General features: G+C 63.7%; 24 protein-coding genes. 15 read left to right on the top strand and 9 right to left on the bottom strand.

Features of this window, described 5'->3' with window-relative positions:
* Positions 1-309 precede the first annotated feature (309 nt).
* Positions 310-483, top strand: a complete 174-nt coding sequence (locus VOI18_RS14835; protein ID WP_323763197.1) for a hypothetical protein — start codon at positions 310-312, stop codon at positions 481-483.
* Between the two features lie 369 nt (positions 484-852).
* Here VOI18_RS14835 and hspQ read toward each other — a convergent pair whose 3' ends face one another.
* Positions 853-1,188 (bottom strand): heat shock protein HspQ, encoded by a 336-nt coding sequence (gene hspQ, locus VOI18_RS14830; protein WP_323763196.1) that lies wholly within the window; start codon positions 1,186-1,188, stop codon positions 853-855.
* Between the two features lie 234 nt (positions 1,189-1,422).
* Between hspQ and VOI18_RS14825 the strand changes: the two genes are divergently transcribed.
* Positions 1,423-2,544, top strand: coding sequence for a Ppx/GppA phosphatase family protein (locus VOI18_RS14825; RefSeq protein ID WP_323763195.1), 1,122 nt, complete (start codon positions 1,423-1,425; stop codon positions 2,542-2,544).
* On the top strand, positions 2,541-3,380 hold the full coding sequence (locus tag VOI18_RS14820) for an RlmE family RNA methyltransferase (protein WP_323763194.1): 840 nt from the start codon (positions 2,541-2,543) through the stop codon (positions 3,378-3,380). Before VOI18_RS14825 ends, VOI18_RS14820 begins: the two co-directional genes overlap by 4 nt.
* A 3-nt stretch (positions 3,381-3,383) precedes the next feature.
* Here the strand turns inward: VOI18_RS14820 and VOI18_RS14815 are convergent, their stop codons facing one another.
* Entirely contained in the window at positions 3,384-3,800 is a 417-nt protein-coding gene (locus VOI18_RS14815; RefSeq protein WP_323763193.1) for a biopolymer transporter ExbD, read from the bottom strand.
* 387 nt (positions 3,801-4,187) lie between these two features.
* On the opposite strand from VOI18_RS14815, the gene guaB reads away from it, so the two are divergent.
* From guaB to VOI18_RS14780, 7 genes are all read left to right on the top strand, one after another.
* Positions 4,188-5,657, top strand: a complete 1,470-nt coding sequence (guaB, locus tag VOI18_RS14810; protein WP_323763192.1) for an IMP dehydrogenase — start codon at positions 4,188-4,190, stop codon at positions 5,655-5,657.
* A gap of 120 nt (positions 5,658-5,777) precedes the next feature.
* A complete protein-coding gene (locus VOI18_RS14805; RefSeq protein ID WP_323763191.1) occupies positions 5,778-6,194 on the top strand; it encodes an MAPEG family protein in 417 nt (138 codons plus the stop codon).
* Positions 6,195-6,208: 14 nt separating this feature from the next.
* Positions 6,209-6,556 (top strand): DUF3088 family protein, encoded by a 348-nt coding sequence (locus tag VOI18_RS14800; RefSeq protein ID WP_323763190.1) that lies wholly within the window; start codon positions 6,209-6,211, stop codon positions 6,554-6,556.
* Positions 6,557-6,599: 43 nt separating this feature from the next.
* Positions 6,600-7,916: an RsmB/NOP family class I SAM-dependent RNA methyltransferase gene (locus VOI18_RS14795; protein ID WP_323763189.1), complete on the top strand. Its 1,317-nt coding sequence runs from the start codon at positions 6,600-6,602 to the stop codon at positions 7,914-7,916.
* 24 nt (positions 7,917-7,940) lie between these two features.
* Entirely contained in the window at positions 7,941-8,207 is a 267-nt protein-coding gene (locus tag VOI18_RS14790; protein ID WP_323763188.1) for a DUF4160 domain-containing protein, read from the top strand.
* A gap of 7 nt (positions 8,208-8,214) precedes the next feature.
* Positions 8,215-8,481, top strand: a complete 267-nt coding sequence (locus VOI18_RS14785) for a DUF2442 domain-containing protein (protein WP_323763187.1) — start codon at positions 8,215-8,217, stop codon at positions 8,479-8,481.
* Between the two features lie 199 nt (positions 8,482-8,680).
* Positions 8,681-9,220 (top strand): hypothetical protein, encoded by a 540-nt coding sequence (locus VOI18_RS14780; protein WP_323763186.1) that lies wholly within the window; start codon positions 8,681-8,683, stop codon positions 9,218-9,220.
* A 9-nt stretch (positions 9,221-9,229) separates the two neighbouring features.
* Here the strand turns inward: VOI18_RS14780 and VOI18_RS14775 are convergent, their stop codons facing one another.
* From VOI18_RS14775 to VOI18_RS14755, 5 genes are all read right to left on the bottom strand, one after another.
* Positions 9,230-9,949 carry a sterol desaturase family protein gene (locus VOI18_RS14775; protein WP_323763185.1) on the bottom strand — a complete coding sequence of 240 codons (720 nt, stop codon included), beginning with the start codon at positions 9,947-9,949 and terminating at the stop codon, positions 9,230-9,232.
* A 75-nt stretch (positions 9,950-10,024) separates the two neighbouring features.
* Positions 10,025-10,870, bottom strand: a complete 846-nt coding sequence (locus VOI18_RS14770; RefSeq protein ID WP_323763184.1) for a sulfotransferase — start codon at positions 10,868-10,870, stop codon at positions 10,025-10,027.
* The gene (locus VOI18_RS14765; RefSeq protein ID WP_323763183.1) at positions 10,863-11,663 is read right to left on the bottom strand and encodes a sulfotransferase; all 801 of its coding nucleotides are present in this window, start codon (positions 11,661-11,663) and stop codon (positions 10,863-10,865) included. The genes VOI18_RS14770 and VOI18_RS14765 overlap by 8 nt, the downstream gene beginning before the upstream one ends.
* Before the next feature lie 133 nt (positions 11,664-11,796).
* Positions 11,797-12,849, bottom strand: coding sequence for an acyltransferase (locus VOI18_RS14760; protein ID WP_323763182.1), 1,053 nt, complete (start codon positions 12,847-12,849; stop codon positions 11,797-11,799).
* A 91-nt stretch (positions 12,850-12,940) separates the two neighbouring features.
* Positions 12,941-13,528 carry a YceI family protein gene (locus VOI18_RS14755; protein WP_323763181.1) on the bottom strand — a complete coding sequence of 196 codons (588 nt, stop codon included), beginning with the start codon at positions 13,526-13,528 and terminating at the stop codon, positions 12,941-12,943.
* Positions 13,529-13,755: 227 nt separating this feature from the next.
* Between VOI18_RS14755 and guaA the strand changes: the two genes are divergently transcribed.
* From guaA to VOI18_RS14740, 3 genes are all read left to right on the top strand, one after another.
* Positions 13,756-15,315 carry a glutamine-hydrolyzing GMP synthase gene (gene guaA / locus VOI18_RS14750; protein WP_323763180.1) on the top strand — a complete coding sequence of 520 codons (1,560 nt, stop codon included), beginning with the start codon at positions 13,756-13,758 and terminating at the stop codon, positions 15,313-15,315.
* Between the two features lie 430 nt (positions 15,316-15,745).
* Complete coding sequence (locus VOI18_RS14745) at positions 15,746-15,955, top strand: cold-shock protein (RefSeq protein ID WP_011643125.1); 210 nt, start codon at positions 15,746-15,748, stop codon at positions 15,953-15,955.
* Between the two features lie 128 nt (positions 15,956-16,083).
* Entirely contained in the window at positions 16,084-16,326 is a 243-nt protein-coding gene (locus VOI18_RS14740; protein ID WP_323763179.1) for a hypothetical protein, read from the top strand.
* Here the strand turns inward: VOI18_RS14740 and VOI18_RS14735 are convergent.
* Positions 16,323-16,802 carry a glutathione peroxidase gene (locus VOI18_RS14735; RefSeq protein WP_323763178.1) on the bottom strand — a complete coding sequence of 160 codons (480 nt, stop codon included), beginning with the start codon at positions 16,800-16,802 and terminating at the stop codon, positions 16,323-16,325. The two genes, VOI18_RS14740 and VOI18_RS14735, sit on opposite strands and share 4 nt — an antisense overlap.
* Before the next feature lie 109 nt (positions 16,803-16,911).
* Between VOI18_RS14735 and VOI18_RS14730 the strand changes: the two genes are divergently transcribed.
* Positions 16,912-17,121: a SlyX family protein gene (locus VOI18_RS14730; protein WP_011643130.1), complete on the top strand. Its 210-nt coding sequence runs from the start codon at positions 16,912-16,914 to the stop codon at positions 17,119-17,121.
* On the opposite strand, the gene VOI18_RS14725 is transcribed toward VOI18_RS14730, so the two are convergent.
* Entirely contained in the window at positions 17,115-18,671 is a 1,557-nt protein-coding gene (locus VOI18_RS14725) for a LytTR family DNA-binding domain-containing protein (protein WP_323763177.1), read from the bottom strand. The two genes, VOI18_RS14730 and VOI18_RS14725, sit on opposite strands and share 7 nt — an antisense overlap.
* A 145-nt stretch (positions 18,672-18,816) precedes the next feature.
* Here VOI18_RS14725 and VOI18_RS14720 point away from each other — a divergent pair, with 145 nt between their 5' ends.
* On the top strand, positions 18,817-20,289 hold the full coding sequence (locus VOI18_RS14720; protein ID WP_323763176.1) for an alpha/beta fold hydrolase: 1,473 nt from the start codon (positions 18,817-18,819) through the stop codon (positions 20,287-20,289).
* The last annotated feature ends 92 nt before the right edge of the window (positions 20,290-20,381 follow it).

The raw sequence follows: 20,381 nt of genomic DNA, 5'->3' as shown, positions 1-20,381 counted from the left end.
CCGAACGCTGACACGGTTTCACCAACCCCGACCGCGCCGAATGCCGGTTCTGTTGATTGCTGGTCTTTTGACGAGCGGGTCGGGTTGTGGGTGCAAAATCCAAACTGCCCCGGAAGTCCTGCTCCGACGAGCGGCCAGCCGAACCTCAACATCACGGATGATGGCCCGAGCCTGTCCGCGTTGCCGAACGCTGACACGGTTTCACCAACCCCGACCGCGCCGAATGCCGGTTCTGTTGATTGCTGGTCTTTTGACGAGCGGGTCGGGTTGTGGGTGCAAAATCCAAACTGCCCCGGAAGTCCTGCTCCGATGCCAGACGGCACGCAGACCGTGCAGCCGGCTGTCCTGGTCATCGAAGAGGTCATCGACGAATTGCAATCTGACCCCGCCGAGAACATCGAAGGCATTGTCGAAGAAGCGATCCGGGAAACGGTTGAGGAAGCGATCGAGGTCTGCTTGTTCGAAGAGGAATGTGAATTCTAGGTAGAATCGACGTTCGGCGCACCGATATCTCGGCGGCTCAGAGTTGAACGAAGCTGTTGCTAAAAATGGTGACAGGCACCGATTAATCGCCGGACTGGCGGTGCAATCTTGTGGCCGCAATGTCGCGGGATATCGAGGCGCGGAGTGGTCATTTTGACGGGCGGGGCAATCCGAAGGGAGAGCCGGGCTGGTTAGAGTAATCGGGGACGCACACCATTTATGGATCGCTGGGCGCGCAGCGCCAGCCTCTCTTTTACCCGCGATATCCCCAAACCCCCGTCATCCCCCGGCTTGTCCGGGGGACCTCGTCCACACAGTCGACGGGGAATCGCAGCTCCTCCGCAGCGCCGACCTGCTTGGCTTTGACACCTAGTGCGCCTGGTCCGGCGTCATTTTCAGCTGGTAGCGCGTGCCGTCAAAGCCCTCGAATGCCTCGGCGATCTGCGGATGCTCGACCGGACCGTTTTCGGCGTCGGGCAGGAGATTGCCTTCCGAGACATAGGCGCCGTAATAGCTTTCCTCGTTCTCGGCGAGCAGATGGTAGAAGGGCTGGTCCTTGGACGGACGCACGTTTTCGGGAATGGACTCATACCACTCCTCGGTATTGGCAAATTGCGGATCCACATCCACCACCACCCCGCGAAACGGGAAGAGCCGGTGGCGAACCACATCGCCCAGTCCGAATTTGGCGTCGCGAATGATCATGGCATCTTACTCTGGCACACACTCTGGCATATTCGAACGCGCGCGGACCATCCTCGCGCGCCGGGACCCTATCTAGGGTGTTTCTTGCAATAAGCTACGGCCTGCACTGCCAGACGTCACGCATCCTTGCAGGTCAATCACTTCCTTGTATTCTGCAACCAACAGAAAAACAGCCCGATTCGAGCCGCGCCTCCCGAACCCGGATGGGGCGCGCCGGTCGGCAAGAGGTAAATCATGGCGGAGCCATCGTCCCGGTCTGATCCGGGCAGTGATGCCGCCGCACGCAAGCGGAGAGGGCGCAAACGCGCGCCGGCTCCCGTGTACGGCGCGATCGATCTGGGAACCAATAATTGCCGCATGCTGCTGGCCCAACGGTCCGGCAGCAGCTTCCATGTCGTCGATGCGTTCTCGCGCGTCGTGCGGCTGGGCGAGGGGATTACCGGGTCGGGGGCGCTGTCGCAAGGCGCCATGGACCGGGCCGTCGAGGCGCTGAAGGTCTGCGCCGACAAGATCCGCCGTCAGAATGTCGTCAAGCACCGCTCCATCGCTACCCAAGCCTGCCGCATGGCCGACAATGGTGCCGAATTCCTCGAGCGTGTCGAGCGCGAGACCGGACTGACCTTTGATCTCATCTCTGCGGAAGAGGAAGCGCGTCTGGCCGTACATGGCTGCGTCGACCTGCTCGATGCAGAGCGCGATGCAGCGCTGGTGATCGATATCGGCGGCGGTTCGACCGAGCTGTCCTGGGTCGATCTGGCCGAATGGCGCCGTCGGGGTGGTCGCGAGTCAGGCGGGCGTCCGCCGATGAAATCCTGGACCTCGACACCTGTTGGCGTGGTCACCCTGTCGGAGCGCTTTCCCGAACGCGAGGACCGGGCCGACTGGTATCAGGAGATGAAGACCTATGCCCGCGACCTGATGAAGACCCCGCGCGGCGCCAAGGCCATGCGGCCGATTTTCGATGAGGGCCGCGCCCATCTGGTCGGCACGTCGGGAACCGTCACCTCGATGGCCGGCGTGCATCTGCGTCTGCCGCGCTATGACCGGTCCAAGGTGGACGGGTTGTGGATGAGTGGCGAAGAGGCGCTCGATGCCTGCAAGCGCTTGCGGGAGCTCGATTTTCACGGTCGCTCGCAAGAGCCGACCATCGGCGCCGACCGGGCCGAGCTGGTGCTGGCGGGCTGTGCGATCTATGAGGCGGTGGCCGAGATGTGGCCGGCCGACCGGCTGCGGGTCGGCGACCGGGGTTTGCGCGAAGGCATGTTGCTCAATCTGATGCGAAAGTCCAAGAAGCGCAGGCGTCGCCGCAAGAAGGCGGGCGATGCGGCGCCGGATGTGACAGGATCAGACGCATGAGCGACGACGATCAAAAACCCGAAGACGACACGCCCGACGGCGAGGGGTCTGACACCAACCAACCCGACAGCGAAACGCCGGCGGCTGGCGAGAGTGCGCCGGACCAGGCCGGTCTGCCCGGTTGGGGCAGCAGCGACAAGCGTCGCGGCCGCCGCTCCGGTCCGATGAAGAAGGGCGGCGACGCCCGTGCGGCCAAGCAGATGTTCGAGCGCGTGAAAACCGCACGCGGGCGCAAGTCGTCCTCGACCCGCTGGCTGCAGCGCCAGCTCAATGATCCCTATGTCAAGAAAGCCCAGATGGAGGGCTATCGGTCGCGCGCCGCCTACAAGCTGTTGCAACTGGACGAGCGCTTCAAACTGCTCAGGCCGGGCATGCGCGTGGTCGATCTCGGCTCGGCGCCGGGCGGCTGGGTGCAGGTGGCGCTGAAGTCCGGTGCCTCCGAAGTCGTCGGCATCGACTTGCTGGAAATGGAAGCCATCGCCGGTGCGACCCTGCTGGAAAAGGACTTCACCGACGCGGATGCGCCCAGCCTGGTGAAGGCCGAGATGGGCGGCGCCGCTGATGCGGTTGTTTCCGACCTGGCGCCCTGGACCACGGGTCACAAGACCACCGACCATTTGCGCATCGTCGCCCTGGCCGAACTCGCCGCCCATTTCGCGGTCGAAACCCTCAAGCCCGGCGGCTTCTTCATCGCCAAGGTCTTCCAGGGCGGATCCGACAGTGAATTGCTCAACTTCCTGAAAGCCAATTTCGAGAAGGTCCGCCACTTCAAGCCCGATGCCAGCCGCTCGGAAAGCGCCGAGACCTTTGTCGTGGCGATGGGGTTCAAGGGCTAGGGGCTAGGCCCCGTCCCCTTCGGTCCGCTGGATCGAGACCGGCACGCCATTGGCGCCCATATCATCCCAGATCCGGACCACCACGCCGTGGTCGCTCTCGTCATGAACTTCCAGCAGGACAGCGCTGTCAGGATTTTCGGCCCTGTGCCGATTGACGGAGGCCAGAACCCGTTCGATGTCGGTCGGGTCCTGATTGATGAAGATCTGGTTGTCGCCGTCGACCTGGATCAGGATCACGGGCCGGTTCGGCGTCTCGCATCCCGCGTCCTGACACGCCGGTGGCGGTCGCATGTCCACACCCTCCTCTGACAGGAAAGTGGCGGTGACGATGAAGAAGATGAGCAGGATGAAGACGATATCCAGCATCGGGGTCATGTTGACCTCCGCCTGATCGTCGCGCTTGCGAAAACGGTTACGCATGTGGGCCTCCCCATTGGCCGATGGAACGCGCCAGCCTCACCCGGCGCCTTGTCAGTCCAGCGCTCGGGCGAGGCGAGAGCGGGGAGGCGGCAAGGTCATTTGCGGGCGGAATTGGGGCGGGGAGATTGTGGGGAATGCCTCAATCCTGCTGATTGTCATCCCGGATGGACGCCCGGCGCAGGCCGGGCGCAAGTCCGGGACCTCGATGTTGGTCCCCGCCGTGCGTCCGGCCTGCGCCGGACATCCCGCGGGGATGACAAACTCGCGGAAATGGGGCGCCCAACTTCCCCCCAACCACGACAATTCAGCGACCGTCCGCATCCCTCCCTTGCCACGCGCTCGAATCCGGCTTATTGCCGCGCCGCAAGCAGCAATGAGGAGTCTCCCATGGAGATTCGTGAAGGTCTCACCTTCGATGATGTGCTCTTGCAACCGGGCCCGTCCGAAGTTCTTCCCGCCGATGCCAATGTCGCAACGCGCGTGGCCAGCGATGTTTCGCTGAAGATTCCCATGCTCGCCGCGGCCATGGATACCGTGTCCGAGAGCGGCATGGCGATCGCCATGGCACAGGCCGGCGGTCTCGCCGTCATCCACCGCAATCTCACCATCGCCGAGCAGGCCGAGGAAGTGCGGCGGGTGAAGCGTTATGAGAGCGGCATGGTGGTCAATCCGGTGACGATCTCGCCGGAGGCGACCCTCGCCGATCTGCGCGCCCTGATCGCCCAGCACCGCATCTCCGGCATTCCCGTCGTCGAGGGCGCCACGCCGTCGCGTCCGGGCAAGCTGGTCGGTATCATCACCAATCGCGATGTCCGTTTTGCCGATGATCCCAATGAGAAGGTCGGCAATCTGATGACCCGCGACGTGGTCACGGTGAAGGTCGGCGCGTCCCAGGATGAAGCCCGCGCCAAGCTGCACAAGCACCGGATCGAGCGTCTGCTGGTCGTTGATGATGAGGGGCGCTGTATCGGCCTGATCACGGTCAAGGACATGGAAAAGGCGCAAGCCTTCCCCAATGCGGCCAAGGACGCCCAGGGCGCGCTGCGCTGCGCCGCCGCGACCACGGTCGGTGATAGTGGCTTTGAACGCGCCGAGGCGTTGATCGATGCCGGTGTCGACGTGATCGTGATCGATACGGCCCACGGCCAGAGCCAGTCGGTTCTCGACCAGGTCACCCGGGTCAAGAAATCCTCCAGCCTGGCCCGCGTCGTGGCTGGCAATGTCGCCACTTATGACGGCGCCAAGGCGCTGATCGAGGCGGGCGCGGATTGCGTCAAGGTGGGTATCGGGCCGGGCTCTATCTGCACCACCCGCATCGTCGCCGGTGTCGGCGTGCCGCAGCTGACCGCCATCATGGATGCGCGCCGCGCCGCTGAAGGAACCGATGCCTGCATCATCGCCGATGGCGGTATCAAGTTTTCCGGTGACATGGCCAAGGCGATCGCGGCCGGGGCACATTGCGTGATGGTCGGCTCGCTTCTGGCCGGTACGGAAGAAGCGCCGGGCGAGGTCTTTCTCTACCAGGGTCGTTCCTACAAATCCTATCGCGGCATGGGGTCGCTGGGTGCCATGGCGGCGGGGTCTGCCGACCGCTATTTCCAGAAGGACACAGAGCGCATGAAGCTGGTGCCCGAGGGGATTGAAGGCCAGGTGCCCTACAAGGGCCCGGTCGGACCGATTCTGCACCAGATGGTCGGCGGACTGCGCGCGGCGATGGGCTATACCGGTTCCAAGACGATTGCCGACCTGCACGAGCGGGCGCAATTCGTGCGCATCACCAATGCCGGTCTGCGCGAGAGCCATGTCCACGACGTCAAGATCACCCGCGAAGCGCCGAATTATCCGACTACCAGCTGATCATCCAAACGGTCAGGGCAAGCCGCCATCTTCGCATGGAGGCCATGCCCGGGCAGTGATTGCCGGGCGGCGGCGGGGTGGCTACCCCGCTTCCATCCATTCTTTTCAAGGAGAAGCCTGATGTCTGATGCTTTGATCCATCCGCTGCTGGTACAAGTCGCCTTGACCTTCGTGCTGTTGTTCGCCACCGCCTTCCTGCGCACGGGCTCGATTGCCGCCGGCAAGGTCAAACCGGCTGATATCATGCTCGGTCAAATGGCGTGGCCGAAAAAGGTCCAGCAGGTCTCCAATGCGTTCCACAACCAGTTGGAAACGCCGATCCTGTTCTACGTCGGCGTGGTCCTGGCGATCATGCTGGGGGTCGGTGGGCCGATCCTTCTGGCGCTGGCCTGGGTCTGGGCGGGTTTGCGCATCGTCCATGCCTTCATTCACACGACCAGCAATCATCTGCGCTGGCGCTTCTATGCCTTCGCGGCGGGCGTCGTCACCCTGCTGGCATTCTGGATCACGCTCGCCATCGAGATAGTCACCCGATGATGCAGGAGCAGCCGATGATCGAGACCGGCAAGGATGTCCTCTTTCTCTTGACCGGTGCCTGGGATGACGGTGAGGGCGGTCTGCGCCTGTGCATTGATTGCTGCACGATGGAAGGCGCGCTGAAGGTCAATCCGCACTGGCTTGAAGCCCTGACGGTGGTGCGCGTCGATCATGCCCGCCCGCGGGCACCGATTGTCGACCTGCTTGACGCCGACAACCAGAATGCCCCGACCCTCGTGCTGGCCGATGACACGATGGCCCATGTCGAGCCGGAGGCTGTCATTCAGGGGCGTCGCATCTACACCAGCCCGCGGCTCATCTGCGCCCAGCTGGCGGCGTGCTATACCGGCGCCAGACCCTGATCCATTCGCGCCCTTGTGCGCCCCTGCAAGACGGATATCCGACATGAGAGACGGCGCACGCATAGCCGCGGCCATCGAGATTCTCGAGACCCTCCAGACCCAGCACCAGCCCGTGAAGGACGCCGTGCGCGATTGGGGCAAGGCGCACCGCTTTGCCGGCTCGGGCGATCGCGCCTGGATCGGCGGGCTGGTGCTCGACGCGCTGCGTCACCAGTCCTCGACCGCCTACGCGATGGACGGCGATGCGCCTCGCACGCTGGCCATCGGTACGGTCGGGCGGGTCTGGGGTGTCGAGGCCGATGCCATCGACGCCATGTTCGAGGGCGATGACCACGCGCCTGAAGCCCTCACCGAGGCCGAGCGCGAAGGCCTTGCCCGGGACATTTCCGATGCGCCGCTGCACATTCGCGGCGATGTACCGGAATGGCTGGAAAAGAGCCTGGTCCGGGCCTTTGGCGAGGCCGCCGCCGAAGAGGGTCGCAAGCTCTCATCGCGGGCACCGGTTGATCTCAGGGTGAATGAAGCCAAAGTCGATTTCGACCGTGCTTTCAAAGAGGTATCGTCAAAACTGAAAGCGGCTGAAAATAGCCCCTTGGTGCGCTCGGGTATTCGGATCCCGCAGCGTGACCCGCGCGGCAAGTCAGCCGCTGCCGAGAGCATTCCCGCCTATGGCAAGGGCTGGGTCGAGGTGCAGGATATCGGCTCCCAGCTGGCCGCCCTGGCCTCGGGCGCCCGTGCCGGCGAGCAGATCCTGGACTATTGTGCCGGGGCCGGTGGCAAGACGCTGGCCCTGTCGGCCCTTCTGCATAACACCGGACAGGTCCACGCCTGGGATATTGACTGGCGCCGCCTGCGCGCCATCTGGCCGCGCCTCAAGCGCGCTGATGTGCGCAATGTTCAGGTCCATGACGACAGTGAAGACAAGGCCTTGGGCGAATTTGTTGAGAAGATGGATGTCGTCTTCTGCGACGCGCCCTGCACCGGAACCGGCACCTGGCGCCGTCGTCCGGACGCCAAATGGCGTCTCAAGCCCGCCGCCCTCGAGCGTCGCATGAAAGAGCAGGACATCGTGCTGGAGCGCGCTCATCGCTATGTGAAGCCGGGCGGCCGCCTTGTCTACATCACCTGCTCGGTCCTGCCGGAAGAAAACGGCGACCGGGTCAATGCCTTCCTCGACAAGGTCGAGGGCTTCAAGCCGGTGCCGGTGATGGACGCGCTGATCCAGTCCGGTGGACTGGGAGAAGGCGCCGAAGCAGTGCTTGAGCCCTGCATCGCCGAACATGGCGCCCTCCAGCTCTCGCCGGGCCGGACCGATACGGACGGGTTCTATATCTGCGTGATGGAGCGCACAGACGGCTGAGGGCGTCACGGGCTAGCCTTTGGCATGCCTATCGTCTCCGTCTTCTTCGGCATCACGATCCGGATGTACTTTGGCGATCATCCGCCGCCGCACATACATGCGGCCTATCAGGGACAGACGGCCCTGATCTCCATCGAGACTGGCAAGGTGTTGCGCGGCAGCTTGGCGTCGCGCGCGCTGCGACTGGTTCAGGAGTGGATCATGATCCATCGCTCGCGTATTCTTTTGAATTGGGACCGCTGTGAAACGCTGGAGCCCTTGGAGCGCATTCCGGGACTGGATGATGAGTAGGCCGTTGGTGACAATCCGATCTGTCGAGGTCGCTGGTGCGACCCGTCTGGCACTCATCTTCTCCGATGGCGCACGCGGCGAGATCGACCTGTCGCGTGAGATCGAGACAGCGACGGCCCTGACCGCGCCTCTGTCCGATCCGTCCTATTTCGCGCGCGTCTTCCTGGAGGAAGGGGCGCCAACCTGGCCGAACGGTTTCGATCTGGCGCCCTGGGCGCTCTATGACCGCTTGCAGGCGAGCGGTGAACTGGACGTCACGCGAAGCGTGGGCTGACGCAGCTAGACCCGCATGCGCAATCGCGCATGCCCCACCATAAACCGCTCGCCGGGAGTTCGCCGATTCCGGCCCGCTGGCTGACAAGCGATTATTGGAGATCGCTGCGCCGGCCGCGGCTTCGTGACTTTTGGGTTGCTGTCCACCTCTGCCCGTTGGATGTTCAATCCGGGTGTCGCAAGGAACGGGGTGCCGGGTGATGGTTGAACTGGCCAGCTATTTGACGGTGATGATCCTGGTCTGCGGCTTGTATGCCGGCCTGTACGGGCGGCATCGGGCAGACCGGAGCCGCCGCCATCCGGGGTATCGGTTCGTCGAAGCTTTCCCGATCCTGGTTTCGGTGGGCTTTTTGTTGCTCAATAGCGTCCTCCTCAATGTTGTCATTGGTCCGGCTGGGGTGAAGAGCCAGGAGGGGTTCGCTGCGGGCCTTGCCATTCTGGCACTGGGCTTTTTGCTGACGGGCGCTCTGCTCTATCTGACCCGATCAGAGATCCGGTGGTCGGATGACATCCTCGCGGCGCGGCGATGGCCCGGCGCGGACATCCAGCTGGCCTGGAACGATATCCGGCAGGCGGGCATCTCCGAGATATTCATGCGCGTGTGGGTCACCGATGCCCAAGGACGAACACGCGTGATCGGCAAGGCGACAAGAACCTCACGCCTCGCGGACAAAATGGCGGCGCGTCTGGGCGACCGCTTCATCGGCATCCGAAAGCCGCAGCCCGTGGCCGCGGAGTAGTCGGCACACTCATCCCCCCACATCCTTCATCAGCAACATCTCGCGCACCTTGAACTCGCGGTCGGCCGCAAAGCCGCATTCCACAGTGCCTAGGCGCGGATTGCGCCAGGTTCCAAACACCATGTCCCACAGCGGCAGACCGTAATTCGAGCGGTGGCTGTTTCGCTCATGGTGGAGGCGGTGCATTTCCGGGCGCTGCAGGAAAAAGCCGAGCCACCAGGGCGTTGTTTGGTCGGCGTGGGCGATCAGGTTGAAGATCGAGACATAGGCAAGCACGAGGGCGGCTGTGAGCGGGCTGGCGCTGAATACCCAATACGCCACCACCGCGTTGAGCAGGGTGGCGAGGAAGCTGTCGATCGGGTGGACGTAGAAGGCCGTCAGCGCCTCGATCCGTGACGGGCTGTGATGGAGCTGGTGAACACAGCGCCAGAGCGTGTCGGAGGCATGGGTCAGCCGGTGCCAGCCATAGGCCAGCAGGCTGGCGGCGAGGAAGACAATCAGGCTCTGGACCAGTACCGGGACGCTGTCGGGCAGGGGCAGGAGCGCATGTCGTCCGATCCAGCCACTGAACAACCAGCCGGCGGCGAGGACGACAGCCAGGTTGGCGAGGTTGAGGCTGCCCGCGAAAATCCGCCAGCGCTTGTCACAGGACGCGCCGGACGCCGGCGCGATGACCTCGCGGGTGAAGATCAGCGTGAACAGGGCGGCGGTGAACAGATAGACCAGCATGCCGGCACTCTGTCCCGCGCCCGGATTGGCGGCAAGCGGCGTTGTGGTCGCAGTCTGCGTCCCGAGCCTTCCCGATCACCGTGCGCCAATGCCTCGCCGTTTGGTGCCGGTCGGCGCCCCGTATCCCAGCTCGGCCAGCCTTTGCCGCGTCGGCGCTGTGACCTGCCCGTCCAGTCCCGCGCCCGCGCCGACCCGGCGGCGGGTCAGGGGCTGGTTGATCAGGGGCAGGCTGTCCAGCTCCAGCCCGTGCAGCTCGATGCTCCGCGTCGCGTAGTGCAGCTGGGCCGGCTCGAATTTCAGGCCGAGGAAGGCCATCAGATCCGTAATGGTCGCCTTGGGCCGGGTCGCCAGGTCTTCATAGCGGATCCGGATGATGCGACCGGCGAGGCGGCGTTCGGCGGCGAGGCCGATACCGGTCAGATCGGTCCAGTATTTCAGCGCTGCGCCCGTGTTGCTGACATGGGGGAAGGGGCACCCCTGCGGGTCGCGCCAGTCGCGGGCGAGCAGGGAATTTGCGACGTCGCGGCCATCGCGCACGACGTGGATGAAGCGGGCTTCTGGCAGAAGACGTCCCAGTGGATCAAAGGCCACCACATTGAGGGAGGTCTTTTCGACCAGCACCTTGATGGACGGTTGATCCAGCGGGGCACCGATCATGCCGGTCAGCAGATCGGCCATGGTGCGCCGCATGTCCTCTGCGCCCAGATCGAAATCCTGCGCGTGCAATGGCCCCAGTTCACGGGCGAAATTCTGCCATTGCATGGCGACCGAGGGCGGCAGGCCGGTGTCCGGCCCGCAGTGGATATGGCGGTGCGGCTCGAGCAGGCGACGCAGCAGGGTCAGACCGGAACGCGGACAGCCGCCGGCAAAGACGAGGCCCTCTCCGTCAACCGGGCCGCCTGCGACATCGCCCTCAGACATAGCCGAGCTGTTCAAGATGTCGCCCGGCCACGCGCATCACGGTCCCGATCTGTGCGGGGGCAAGGTCAGTCTTCCAGCGACCGATGGCCTGCCGGTCGACCGGACCGGCGACACGGTCGGCGCTGGACTCCGCCATGCCCTGCCGGTTGTCGAATGCGGTTGCATGGTCCAGCGCACGGGCCTTCGCGTCATCACCCTCACCAAGCGCATCGAACAATGCCGAGATGGTGCCGGCTGTGTCTGCCACGAGAGCTTCATAGCGAAGTTCGAAATAGTTCGGGTCCGCCCGCATGCGCCAGCCGGCCTCGATGCTGGCGCACCACAGCCGAGCCGCCGCTTCAGCGTCCCGGGTGATTGCCATGGGCTGGCCGGACTTCGCGTCGGTCCAGTCCATGGACAAAAGGGAGGCGACCACATCGCGCCCGTCACGGATGATGGCGATCAGCGGGCTGTCGGGAAAGATCTGACGCAGGCGATTGAAGTGGAGGATGTTGGCGGGCGTTTTTTCCGCCACCCGGGCCCCGGTCCGGGCGTGCAGCGGTGCCAGCATCCGGTCGATCGCGCGGGCGAATTGCGCGTTCAAGGCCTCGCGGTCGAGACCATAGCAGTGTTCCAGTGAGTCCGTCGGCCCGGCATCAATCTGTTCGGCGAGATGACACAGGGCCGGAATGACCCGCATCTCCGGTCCGCAGACGATATTGCGGCTGGCATTGACCATGGCGCGCAGCAGGGTGGTGCCGGATCTCGGGGCGCCGCCAATGAAGATGGGTGATTTTCCGACTGCGTATTGCATGACCGATCCGACTTGGGGTTCCGGACTCAGGTAGCAGGCAGGCGTCGACGCTATAAGTTACATTATTTCAACTAATTACGGATTTTTAATGGCGCTGTTAGATTGGCGGAAAACCGGCCGGTCAGGGGCTGGATTACCGGCCGGACCGGCTGAAATGGCGGCGAATCCACTGCTTTCCCGCATTCAGCTGGGGTGTCTCGATAAAGCGATGGACAACCAGGCCGAGAAGGACGCTTGCGGCGAGACCGGTCACGTACAGGACCAGTGTGCCTACCATGCCGTCTGGCAGGCCGGCCGCGAGCAAGCGGGCGAGTACCCCGATTGCCAGCAGGTGTCCCAGATAGATGGCGTAGGACCAGTCGCCGATCGAAGTGACCAGAGACGGCCAGCGTGGTTGCCAGGCCAGGACAGTCCAGACCAGGCCGACTGCCAGGACAAAAAAGGCGGCGACCCGCACATCCGCGGCTGCCATCCCGTCGAGGCCCTGCCGGATGGTCCAGGCCAGTGCGATTCCGGATCCGGTCGCCAGCGCCGCCAGCGCTGGCCAGCGTAGTCCGGGCAGGCGGTCCCGAAACTCTGCCAGCACTATTCCGGCGAGGAATTGCAGGTTGAAACCGCTCAGGGCAAGAGCGCTCGACGGCGAATTTGTCTCGACCAGTCCGGTCATCGCCAGAACAGTTAGCGTGGCCCACAACGCGGCAGCGACGAGCCGCAGGCGGGGCGGCAGGAACAGGGCCAGCCCATAGACGAGGTAAAAGTAGAGCTCGTGGGTCAGAGTCCAGCCAACCAGGAGCAGCGGCGGTTGGCCGGTTGGCAGCAGGGTAAGGCTGGCCAGCCAGTCCAGCTGATCCAGATCCCGTGACAGGGTGTCCCCGAACACGACATAGCCGAGCAGGGACAGGCCGGTGAACAGCCAGTACAGCGGGAAGATCCGGTTCAGTCGCTTGAGTGCATAGCTGGCGGTGGGCTTCGTCGCCGTGCGGTAGAGCGTATGGATGATGAAGCCGGATATGACAAAGAAGACGTCGACACCGGCAAAACCCAGATATCCGGCCGGACCAAGAATATCGGTATCCATGAAGCGGATGCCGGCCTGGTGCAAATGGCCGACCACCACCATCATCACTGCGATGGCCCGCAGGTATTGTACTTCAACAATCTCGGCGTGGGGGCGGGCGTTTGGCATCAACTCTCCGGTCGTGACTGCCGACCACCAGGGAGCCGACGCACAAGCGCCAAGAGTGGCCTGTGGTCACGGTTCGCGCCAAGTCCGATGATCAGTTGCGGGTGAAAACAAGCGAGAATGTGACCGGAACAACCGGTGTGATCGAGGGCAGACCGGCCAGATCCTGCAGGGTGGCCAGGCCGTCCGTGAGATCGTGGTCGGCGGCATGAATGAGCACCGGTGCGTGGCTCTCAACCAGCACGGTCTGTCCATCGATATCGGTAACTGTCACCTCGGCCTCGATCCTCATCGCCACGCCGTGCAGGTTCAAGATGGCATCGAGCATGAGGGTGTGGCGTTCGCCAGGGCCGAGATCGGCGAAGGCGGCGAGGTCCAGCGTTGTGGTCACCCGGGCGCTGTCGAAGCGGCCCGTTTCAAACAGGTGTTCGCGCATTCTCTCATTGCGGATATCGATACCGGTCTCGACCGATGCCAGGCCGATGACCAGCTCGGCCTCGCCGTCCGGCATGACCGTGCCGGCCAGATCTGAAAACCTGTGAGCCTCGGCAATGTCTCCGGATTTGATGGAAACGAAAGCGAGCGTGGACCGGTCCTCATCCAGTTGCCACGGACCCGGCGCGGCGGGTTGCGAACAGGCGGCAGCAAGGCTGGCGAGAAGGGCTGTCATCAGCAGGCGCATGTCGGAGCTCCCCGGTTTGGTTGATCCCAGACTTGCGCCCGCCGCGGCCCGGCGACAAGCCTCGGACGCGGAATTTCCCGCAAAACCGGTCAAAGCGCAGGTCTGGGGCGGTGCGGGACTGGTCAAGCGGGCTGAACCGCGCTATCGGGCCACATGCTGACAGATGTTTCTGCCATCTCCCTACAATCTGACCTCCGGGACACCTGCGCGTGCAGGTGGGAACGCCCATGACCGATCAACACGACAAACTCCTCATCATCGATTTCGGCAGCCAGGTGACCCAGCTCATCGCCCGCCGTGTCCGCGAAAGCGGGGTGTTCTGCGAGATCCACCCCTATAACCGCGCCGACAAGGCCTTTATCGATGCCTATGACCCCAAGGCGATCATCCTGTCGGGCTCACCGCACTCCACCCATTGGGACAATTCCCCCCGCGCCGATGCCTCGGTCTTCACCCGCAACATTCCGGTGCTGGGCATTTGTTACGGCGAGCAGACCATGTGCGCCCAGCTGGGCGGTCGGGTCGAAGCCTCCGAAGAACGTGAATTCGGTCGAGCCGACATCAAGCTGGTTGAAGACAGCCCGCTGTTTGCCGGTTTCGGTCCGGTCGGTCATGAAGAGCGCGTCTGGATGAGCCATGGCGACCGTGTCGCGGCGTTGCCGGAGGGTTTCACGGTCATCGCGACCTCGGGCAATGCGCCCTTCGCCGCGATCGCCGATGAAGCGCGTCGCTTCTACGGCGTGCAATTCCATCCGGAAGTCGTGCACACGCCGCGCGGTGCAGCCCTCTTGCACAATTTCACCCACCAGATCGCCGGTCTCACCGGTGACTGGTCGATGGCCAATTTCAAGGATGAGGCGATCGCCAAGATCCGCGAGCAGGTTGGCGACAAGCGCGTATTGTGTGGCCTGTCCGGCGGTGTCGACAGCTCGGTCGCAGCCGTGCTGCTGCACGAGGCCATCGGCGACCAGCTGGTCTGTGTCTTCGTCGATACCGGCCTGATGCGCCAGGGCGAGGCCGACGAGGTCGTCACCCTGTTCCGCGAGCACTACAACATCCCGCTCGTCCACGCCGAGGCCGAGGACCTGTTCCTCACCGCCCTGGAGGGCGTCGATGACCCGGAAAAGAAGCGCAAGATCATCGGCAGCCTGTTCATCGATGTCTTCGACGAGAAGGCCAAGGAGGCCGGCGGCGCCGATTTCCTCGCCCAGGGCACGCTTTATCCCGATGTGATCGAGAGCGTCAGCTTTGATGGCGGACCCTCGGTCACCATCAAGTCGCACCACAATGTCGGCGGTCTGCCGGCCCGCATGAAGATGCAGCTGGTCGAGCCATTGCGCGAACTGTTCAAGGACGAGGTCCGCGCGCTTGGCCGCGAGCTCGGCCTGCCGGACGCCTTTGTCGGCCGCCACCCCTTCCCGGGACCAGGCCTGGCGATCCGCATTCCCGGCGCCGTCTCCAAGGAGAAGGCCGACATCCTGCGCAAGGCCGATGCGATCTATATCGAGGAGATCAAGAAGGCGGGTCTCTATGACGAGATCTGGCAGGCCTTCTCGGTCCTGCTGCCGGTGAATACTGTGGGCGTGATGGGCGATGAACGCACCTATGACGCCGTCCTCGCCCTGCGGGCCGTGACCAGCGTCGACGGCATGACGGCGGACTACTACCCCTATGAGCACGACTTCCTCAGCCGCGTCGCCACGCGCATCATCAATGAAGTGCGCGGGGTGAACCGTGTGGTCTATGATGTGACCAGCAAGCCGCCGGGGACGATTGAGTGGGAGTAGGGGCTCCTGCACATCGCAAACCGCGCCCGGCGCGTCAGCAGGGCAGCAAGCACCAGCCCCCCCAATCCCGCATCCCATTTTTCCCGGGCGAAGACCCGGGACCGACCGAGCGCGCCTTGAAGCGCTGAGTTTCCCGTAAATCCCGGATCGCGCTGGCGCGCTTGCGGGGGAAATGGGGGTGGGGTTCTGGGAGTGCGCGGGTCTCTGCGCGCCAAGCTTGGGGAATAGAAGACGCACCCCCCAAACCGAATTACCTTGCAAAAGACACAATCGCACGCCATATAGCGCTCACTCGATCTTGAATGCCGAATCTTCTGGGGGCGTTTTCGCCCCGCTGACGCTCTTCCCTTTCAAATTTCGACACACGGGTACTTTCCGGCACGCGGTCGGGCAGGCCCACTTCTACGTGACTGATTGAAAGGAAATCGTCATGGCTACTGGTACCGTAAAATTCTTCAACACCACCAAAGGTTTTGGCTTCATTCAACCGGAAGACGGCTCCACGGACGTGTTCGTTCACATCTCTGCCGTTGAGCGTTCGGGCATGACCACGATCACCGAAGGCCAGAAGCTGTCCTTCGAAGTCGTTCAGGACAAGCGTTCGGGCAAGAACGCTGCCGAGAACCTTCAGGCTGTCTAAGCCATACAGTCAGTCCAGGGGCCGCATTGCCGCGCCCCGGACCGGCAATCAGAAAGGCCGGGCAATCGCCCGGCCTTTTTGTTTTTCCGGCCCATTTGTCGTAATGTTTGCGCCAAGGAGACATGCCCATGAGCGAACCCGTCTACAGTGACCTTTTGAAAGTGACCCCGGTGGCCCCCAAAACGCGGGCCGAGATTACCGATGCGATGGTCCGCACCAAGCTGGACAAGGAAACCGACGAGCGTCAGGCCAAGATCCGCAAGCTGCGCCAGGCCCGCCTTGCCATGGAAGCCAAGGCCGCGGCCGCGCCAGCCAAGCCGGTGGCGCCGAAAAAGCCGCGGGCCCGCAAGCCAAAATCGATCAGCGGTTAGAGCAGGGCCTCGATCGCGCCGCGTATGGCCTCCGGCTTGTCGCCCGGACCAAACCGCCGGACCACCATACCGTCGCGATCGACCAGGAATTTCGTGAAATTCCATTTGATTGATGTTGTCCCCATCAAACCCTTGGCCTCTTTCTTAAGCCAGGCGTAGAGCGGGTGCGTCGCGGGTCCGTTGACCTCGATCTTGTCGAACATCGGAAACGTCACGTCATAGGTGAGCTTGCAGAAGTTCGCGATCTCGGCGGCGTCGCCGGGCTCCTGTTTGCCGAACTGGTTGCAGGGAAAGCCGAGGACCGAGAGCCCCTTGCCGGCCAGCGCCTCGTGCAGCGTTTCCAATCCCTCGTATTGTGGTGTGAAACCGCACTTGCTGGCTGTGTTGACCACCAGCAGCACCTTGCCTCGATAGTCACCCAGTGAAACAGGCTTGCCGCCGATGTCGGTGGCAGTGAAATCGTAAATCGTGCGCATGGCCAGCTCCTTGTTTCCAGACCAAATTATGGGGGCTGAATGCGCCGGGCGACAAGGCACGGAAATGGGCTAGTTTGCGGCCACCATCCCCTCAACGGAAGGATATGCCATGATCGATACGCTCCAGGCCCGTCTCGATGAAGTCGAGGCCCATGCCGCCCATCAGGACAAGGCCGTCGATGATCTCAATGCCGTTATCCTGGATCAGCGCGAAGAACTCGACCGGCTGACCCGCCGGGTCAATGTCATGCTGACACGGCTCGAGGCACTCGAAGCCGCAGCCCCCGGTCCCGAGGTAACCAAGCCGCCGCACTATTGAGCCGCACCCTGTTCGGCCAGGGCGGATCGGACGGACGGCATGATTCGGCGGCTGACCGGCACCCGGCAGCCATTCGACAGCACAAGCTCACCTGTACCGCTCGCCTCGCGCTCCAGCGCCGAGACGAACAGCGTGTTGACGACATGCGAGCGATGGACCCGCAGGAAGGCGGGTGGCAGTTCGTTTTCCAGCCCGGCCAGCGTGCCGGTATACAGTGACGTGCGACCATCCTCGAAATGCAGCTCGACATAATCACCGGCGGCCTTGAGCTGGACGATCCTGTCGGTCGAGACATAGTCGACCCTGCCGGCGCTCACGAGCTGGATCTGGGCCGGAGCAGACTTCTGCCGGGCCTGGTCGAGGGCGGTTTCCAGCTTCAGGGCGCGGCGGGCTTCGAGCCGCCGCTGACGGCGCTCGGCGACCAGCGACTGGGCTTGCTGGTACATGGCGAAAGCCAGCACCCCTGCGGCAGCGTAGAAGTATCCCACGTCCAGAAAGTGTGAGCCGATATAGAACAGCGCCAGCAAGAAGACGGCGAATGCCCCCAGCAAGGCCCGTGCGCCTCGGCGTCCCTGTTTGGCCCAGGCGACCGACCACGCGAGGCCGGCCACAGCGCAGCTGGTCAGCACGCCGACTGTCTTGCCGTCGAAACCCGGCATGATGATCACCACCGGTATCAAGACCACCAGGACGATGGCAATCCGGACCAGTCTCGATCGCCAGCCCAGAGTCGTCATCCGCTCGAGCAGGTAGGCGAGGATGCAGAGGCCGAACCCGGCCGCACACAGCGTGATCAGGATCAGGCGGACGTCGTGGAAGGGGTAGGGGTAGGCGACCAGGCCGCGCGCGGTTTCGACCAGCAATTCCGTGCCGGCAAACAGGGCCGCGGCGGCCAGCAGCGACGAGGTGGACCGGTCTTCATTGCGCCAGGCCGTGACGCCGAAGAAAACCAGGCCGACCAGGAAAACGCCAAATGTGATCAGGCTGGGCCAATAGGCTGCAGTGATGATCCGGGTCGGGTCCTGATAGCGGCCGAACCAGATCGCGTGGACCGGTGACACAAGGTTCAGCCAGCCACGATGCGACGACATGCGGATATCGATGATGTTGTCCCCGGGCTGCACCAGGGTGTGGGGCACAAACAGGCTGGTATCGATCCGCCCGGCGATTTCAGAACGACGATCGTCACCGGGGCGGCCATTGGTGCCGACGGGATTGCCATTGATGAAAACCTCGCTGGACATCTTGCCCATCACCATCAGGCCGAACGGTCCGTCACCGCGCAGATTGTCCGCCGCCAGTGGAAGGCGGAATCGGGCCCAGATATGGGTGCCTTGCGGGTCGAGGTCCTGGATGGGAACGCTGCGACAGGTCGCGGCGCCATAGTCCGGTGGCGCGGTGTCGGCATTGCTGGCCGGGCAGACGCGCACATCCTCGATGGCAACATGGGTTGCTGCCTGGCCGGACGCGTCGGCTCCAAGGCCGCACAAGACCAGCAAGACGGCCACGCCTTGGGCGAAGAGGTGCAAGAGGAAGCGGTGAACGGTCATGTTGGCGAGACTAGCGGTTGTCCCGGCCACCGTCCCGCCGTTTGACGGTTCGGGACTGCCGCCGGTCGATTGTCGGGTGATCGGACCGGATTGACGGGCTTTGCTGTGAGTGTGCCGGGGGGCATGACGCAGTGGAGCATGATCGATGACAGGACTTGATTTGACCCGGGCGGGCTTGCTGGCGGGCGCGCTGCTCGCGTCGGTACCAGCCGCCGGCCTGGCGGCCCAGCCGACCCATGAGACGGGTATCGTCTTTACCGCCCAGAGCGGCGAGACCGCGGATGCCTTTCGCGGCGAATTCCAGGTGCCGGAGAACCGTGCCGACCCGGACAGCCGGATGATCACCATAAGCTATGTGCGCTTTCCGGCGACGGGTGACACGTCGGGGCCGCCCATTGTCTATCTCGCAGGCGGGCCCGGCGGCTCGGGCTCCGGTACCGCGCAGGGGCGACGCTTCCCGCTGTTCATGGCGATGCGCCAGCATGGCGACGTGATTGCCTTTGACCAGCGTGGGACCGGACAATCGCAACGCCCGCCGCGTTGCATCAGCCGCCAGGCCAGCGATGACAGCGTTCGGGTAACAGATGCCGATCTTGTGGCCAGCCAGCGAGCCGCCCTCCATGAATGTCTCGCCTTCTGGCAGGGCGAGGGTGTCGACGTGCTGGGTTATACCACGCGGGAAAGCGTTGCCGACCTGTCCGACCTTCGGGCCTACCTGGGAGCCGAACAGATGTCGCTATGGGGTATTTCCTATGGCAGCCATCTGGCCCTGGCAGCGCTGAACGACATACCTGAACAGATAGACCGGGTTATCATTGCCAGTGCCGAAGGTCTCGACCAGACGGTCAAGCTGCCGGCCCGGACCGACGCCTTTGTCGCCCGGCTGCAGGACGCGGTGAATACCCAGCCGGCGGCGGCCGCCCTCTATCCCGACATCGCTGGCCTGATGCGCCGCGTTCATGCCCAGCTGGAGGCGGAACCGATCCTGATGGAGGTGCCGCAGCAAGACGGGACGAACCTGCCCTTCCTGCTGCAACGCCATCACATGCAGCAATTTGCCTCCGGCCTGATCGCGGATCCGACCAATGCCGGCCTGATGCTGGCGCTGTACGCCGGAGTGGAGCGGGGCGACACGCAGGTCCCGATCGCATTGCTGCAGTATTTCTGGCAGCCCGGCGAAACGATCTCGATGAACGCCATGCCGACGGCGATGGACCTGGCCTCCGGAATTGACCCGGATCGGCTGGCGCTCGTTGCCCGGCAGGCGCAAACGTCCCTGTTGGGGGCCTATCTCAACTTTCCCATGCCGCAATTGGCCGGCGCGGTTCCCGGCCTGGATCTGGGTTCCGATTTCCGCCGCGGGCCGGGCGGGGATACCCCGCTGCTCCTGCTGACCGGAACGCTCGACGGGCGGACTTATCCGCAAAGCCAGCGTGAGGCCGTTGCGGGGCTCAGTGCTGTCACGCAGGTCGTTGTCGTCAACGCCGGACACAATCTCTTCATGACCACGCCGGAAGTCGGTGACGCCATGCATGCCTTCATGCGGGGTGAGCCGGTTGCCAGCGGGCAGATCGTGATCGACTTGCCGGATTTCCTGGCCAACCCGTTTGAAAGATAGGGCATAGCCGCCCCTTTTTGCGGCGCCGAGTCGTCGGATTGCCCCGGTCTGGACAGGCCGGGGCAATCCGTTTCACATCGATCCTGAAAATT

This window comes from Maricaulis sp. (assembly GCF_034670125.1).
Taxonomy (GTDB): Bacteria; Pseudomonadota; Alphaproteobacteria; order Caulobacterales; family Maricaulaceae; genus Maricaulis.
This window is presented reverse-complemented; position numbering and strand designations above follow the sequence as displayed.

Coding starts and splice junctions, on each gene's coding strand:
- VOI18_RS14730 (WP_011643130.1), top strand. CDS start 16,912: ATGATCGATACGCTCCAGGCCCGTCTCGATGAAGTCGAGGCCCATGCC.
- VOI18_RS14775 (WP_323763185.1), bottom strand. CDS start 9,949: ATGCTGGTCTATCTGTTCACCGCCGCCCTGTTCACGCTGATCTTCACC.
- VOI18_RS14805 (WP_323763191.1), top strand. CDS start 5,778: ATGTCTGATGCTTTGATCCATCCGCTGCTGGTACAAGTCGCCTTGACC.
- VOI18_RS14740 (WP_323763179.1), top strand. CDS start 16,084: ATGAGCGAACCCGTCTACAGTGACCTTTTGAAAGTGACCCCGGTGGCC.
- VOI18_RS14825 (WP_323763195.1), top strand. CDS start 1,423: ATGGCGGAGCCATCGTCCCGGTCTGATCCGGGCAGTGATGCCGCCGCA.
- VOI18_RS14780 (WP_323763186.1), top strand. CDS start 8,681: ATGGTTGAACTGGCCAGCTATTTGACGGTGATGATCCTGGTCTGCGGC.
- VOI18_RS14720 (WP_323763176.1), top strand. CDS start 18,817: ATGACAGGACTTGATTTGACCCGGGCGGGCTTGCTGGCGGGCGCGCTG.
- VOI18_RS14795 (WP_323763189.1), top strand. CDS start 6,600: ATGAGAGACGGCGCACGCATAGCCGCGGCCATCGAGATTCTCGAGACC.
- guaA (WP_323763180.1), top strand. CDS start 13,756: ATGACCGATCAACACGACAAACTCCTCATCATCGATTTCGGCAGCCAG.
- hspQ (WP_323763196.1), bottom strand. CDS start 1,188: ATGATCATTCGCGACGCCAAATTCGGACTGGGCGATGTGGTTCGCCAC.
- VOI18_RS14820 (WP_323763194.1), top strand. CDS start 2,541: ATGAGCGACGACGATCAAAAACCCGAAGACGACACGCCCGACGGCGAG.
- VOI18_RS14815 (WP_323763193.1), bottom strand. CDS start 3,800: ATGCGTAACCGTTTTCGCAAGCGCGACGATCAGGCGGAGGTCAACATG.
- VOI18_RS14725 (WP_323763177.1), bottom strand. CDS start 18,671: ATGACCGTTCACCGCTTCCTCTTGCACCTCTTCGCCCAAGGCGTGGCC.
- VOI18_RS14800 (WP_323763190.1), top strand. CDS start 6,209: ATGATCGAGACCGGCAAGGATGTCCTCTTTCTCTTGACCGGTGCCTGG.
- VOI18_RS14835 (WP_323763197.1), top strand. CDS start 310: ATGCCAGACGGCACGCAGACCGTGCAGCCGGCTGTCCTGGTCATCGAA.
- VOI18_RS14735 (WP_323763178.1), bottom strand. CDS start 16,802: ATGCGCACGATTTACGATTTCACTGCCACCGACATCGGCGGCAAGCCT.
- VOI18_RS14765 (WP_323763183.1), bottom strand. CDS start 11,663: ATGCAATACGCAGTCGGAAAATCACCCATCTTCATTGGCGGCGCCCCG.
- VOI18_RS14770 (WP_323763184.1), bottom strand. CDS start 10,870: ATGTCTGAGGGCGATGTCGCAGGCGGCCCGGTTGACGGAGAGGGCCTC.
- VOI18_RS14745 (WP_011643125.1), top strand. CDS start 15,746: ATGGCTACTGGTACCGTAAAATTCTTCAACACCACCAAAGGTTTTGGC.
- VOI18_RS14760 (WP_323763182.1), bottom strand. CDS start 12,849: ATGCCAAACGCCCGCCCCCACGCCGAGATTGTTGAAGTACAATACCTG.
- guaB (WP_323763192.1), top strand. CDS start 4,188: ATGGAGATTCGTGAAGGTCTCACCTTCGATGATGTGCTCTTGCAACCG.
- VOI18_RS14755 (WP_323763181.1), bottom strand. CDS start 13,528: ATGCGCCTGCTGATGACAGCCCTTCTCGCCAGCCTTGCTGCCGCCTGT.
- VOI18_RS14790 (WP_323763188.1), top strand. CDS start 7,941: ATGCCTATCGTCTCCGTCTTCTTCGGCATCACGATCCGGATGTACTTT.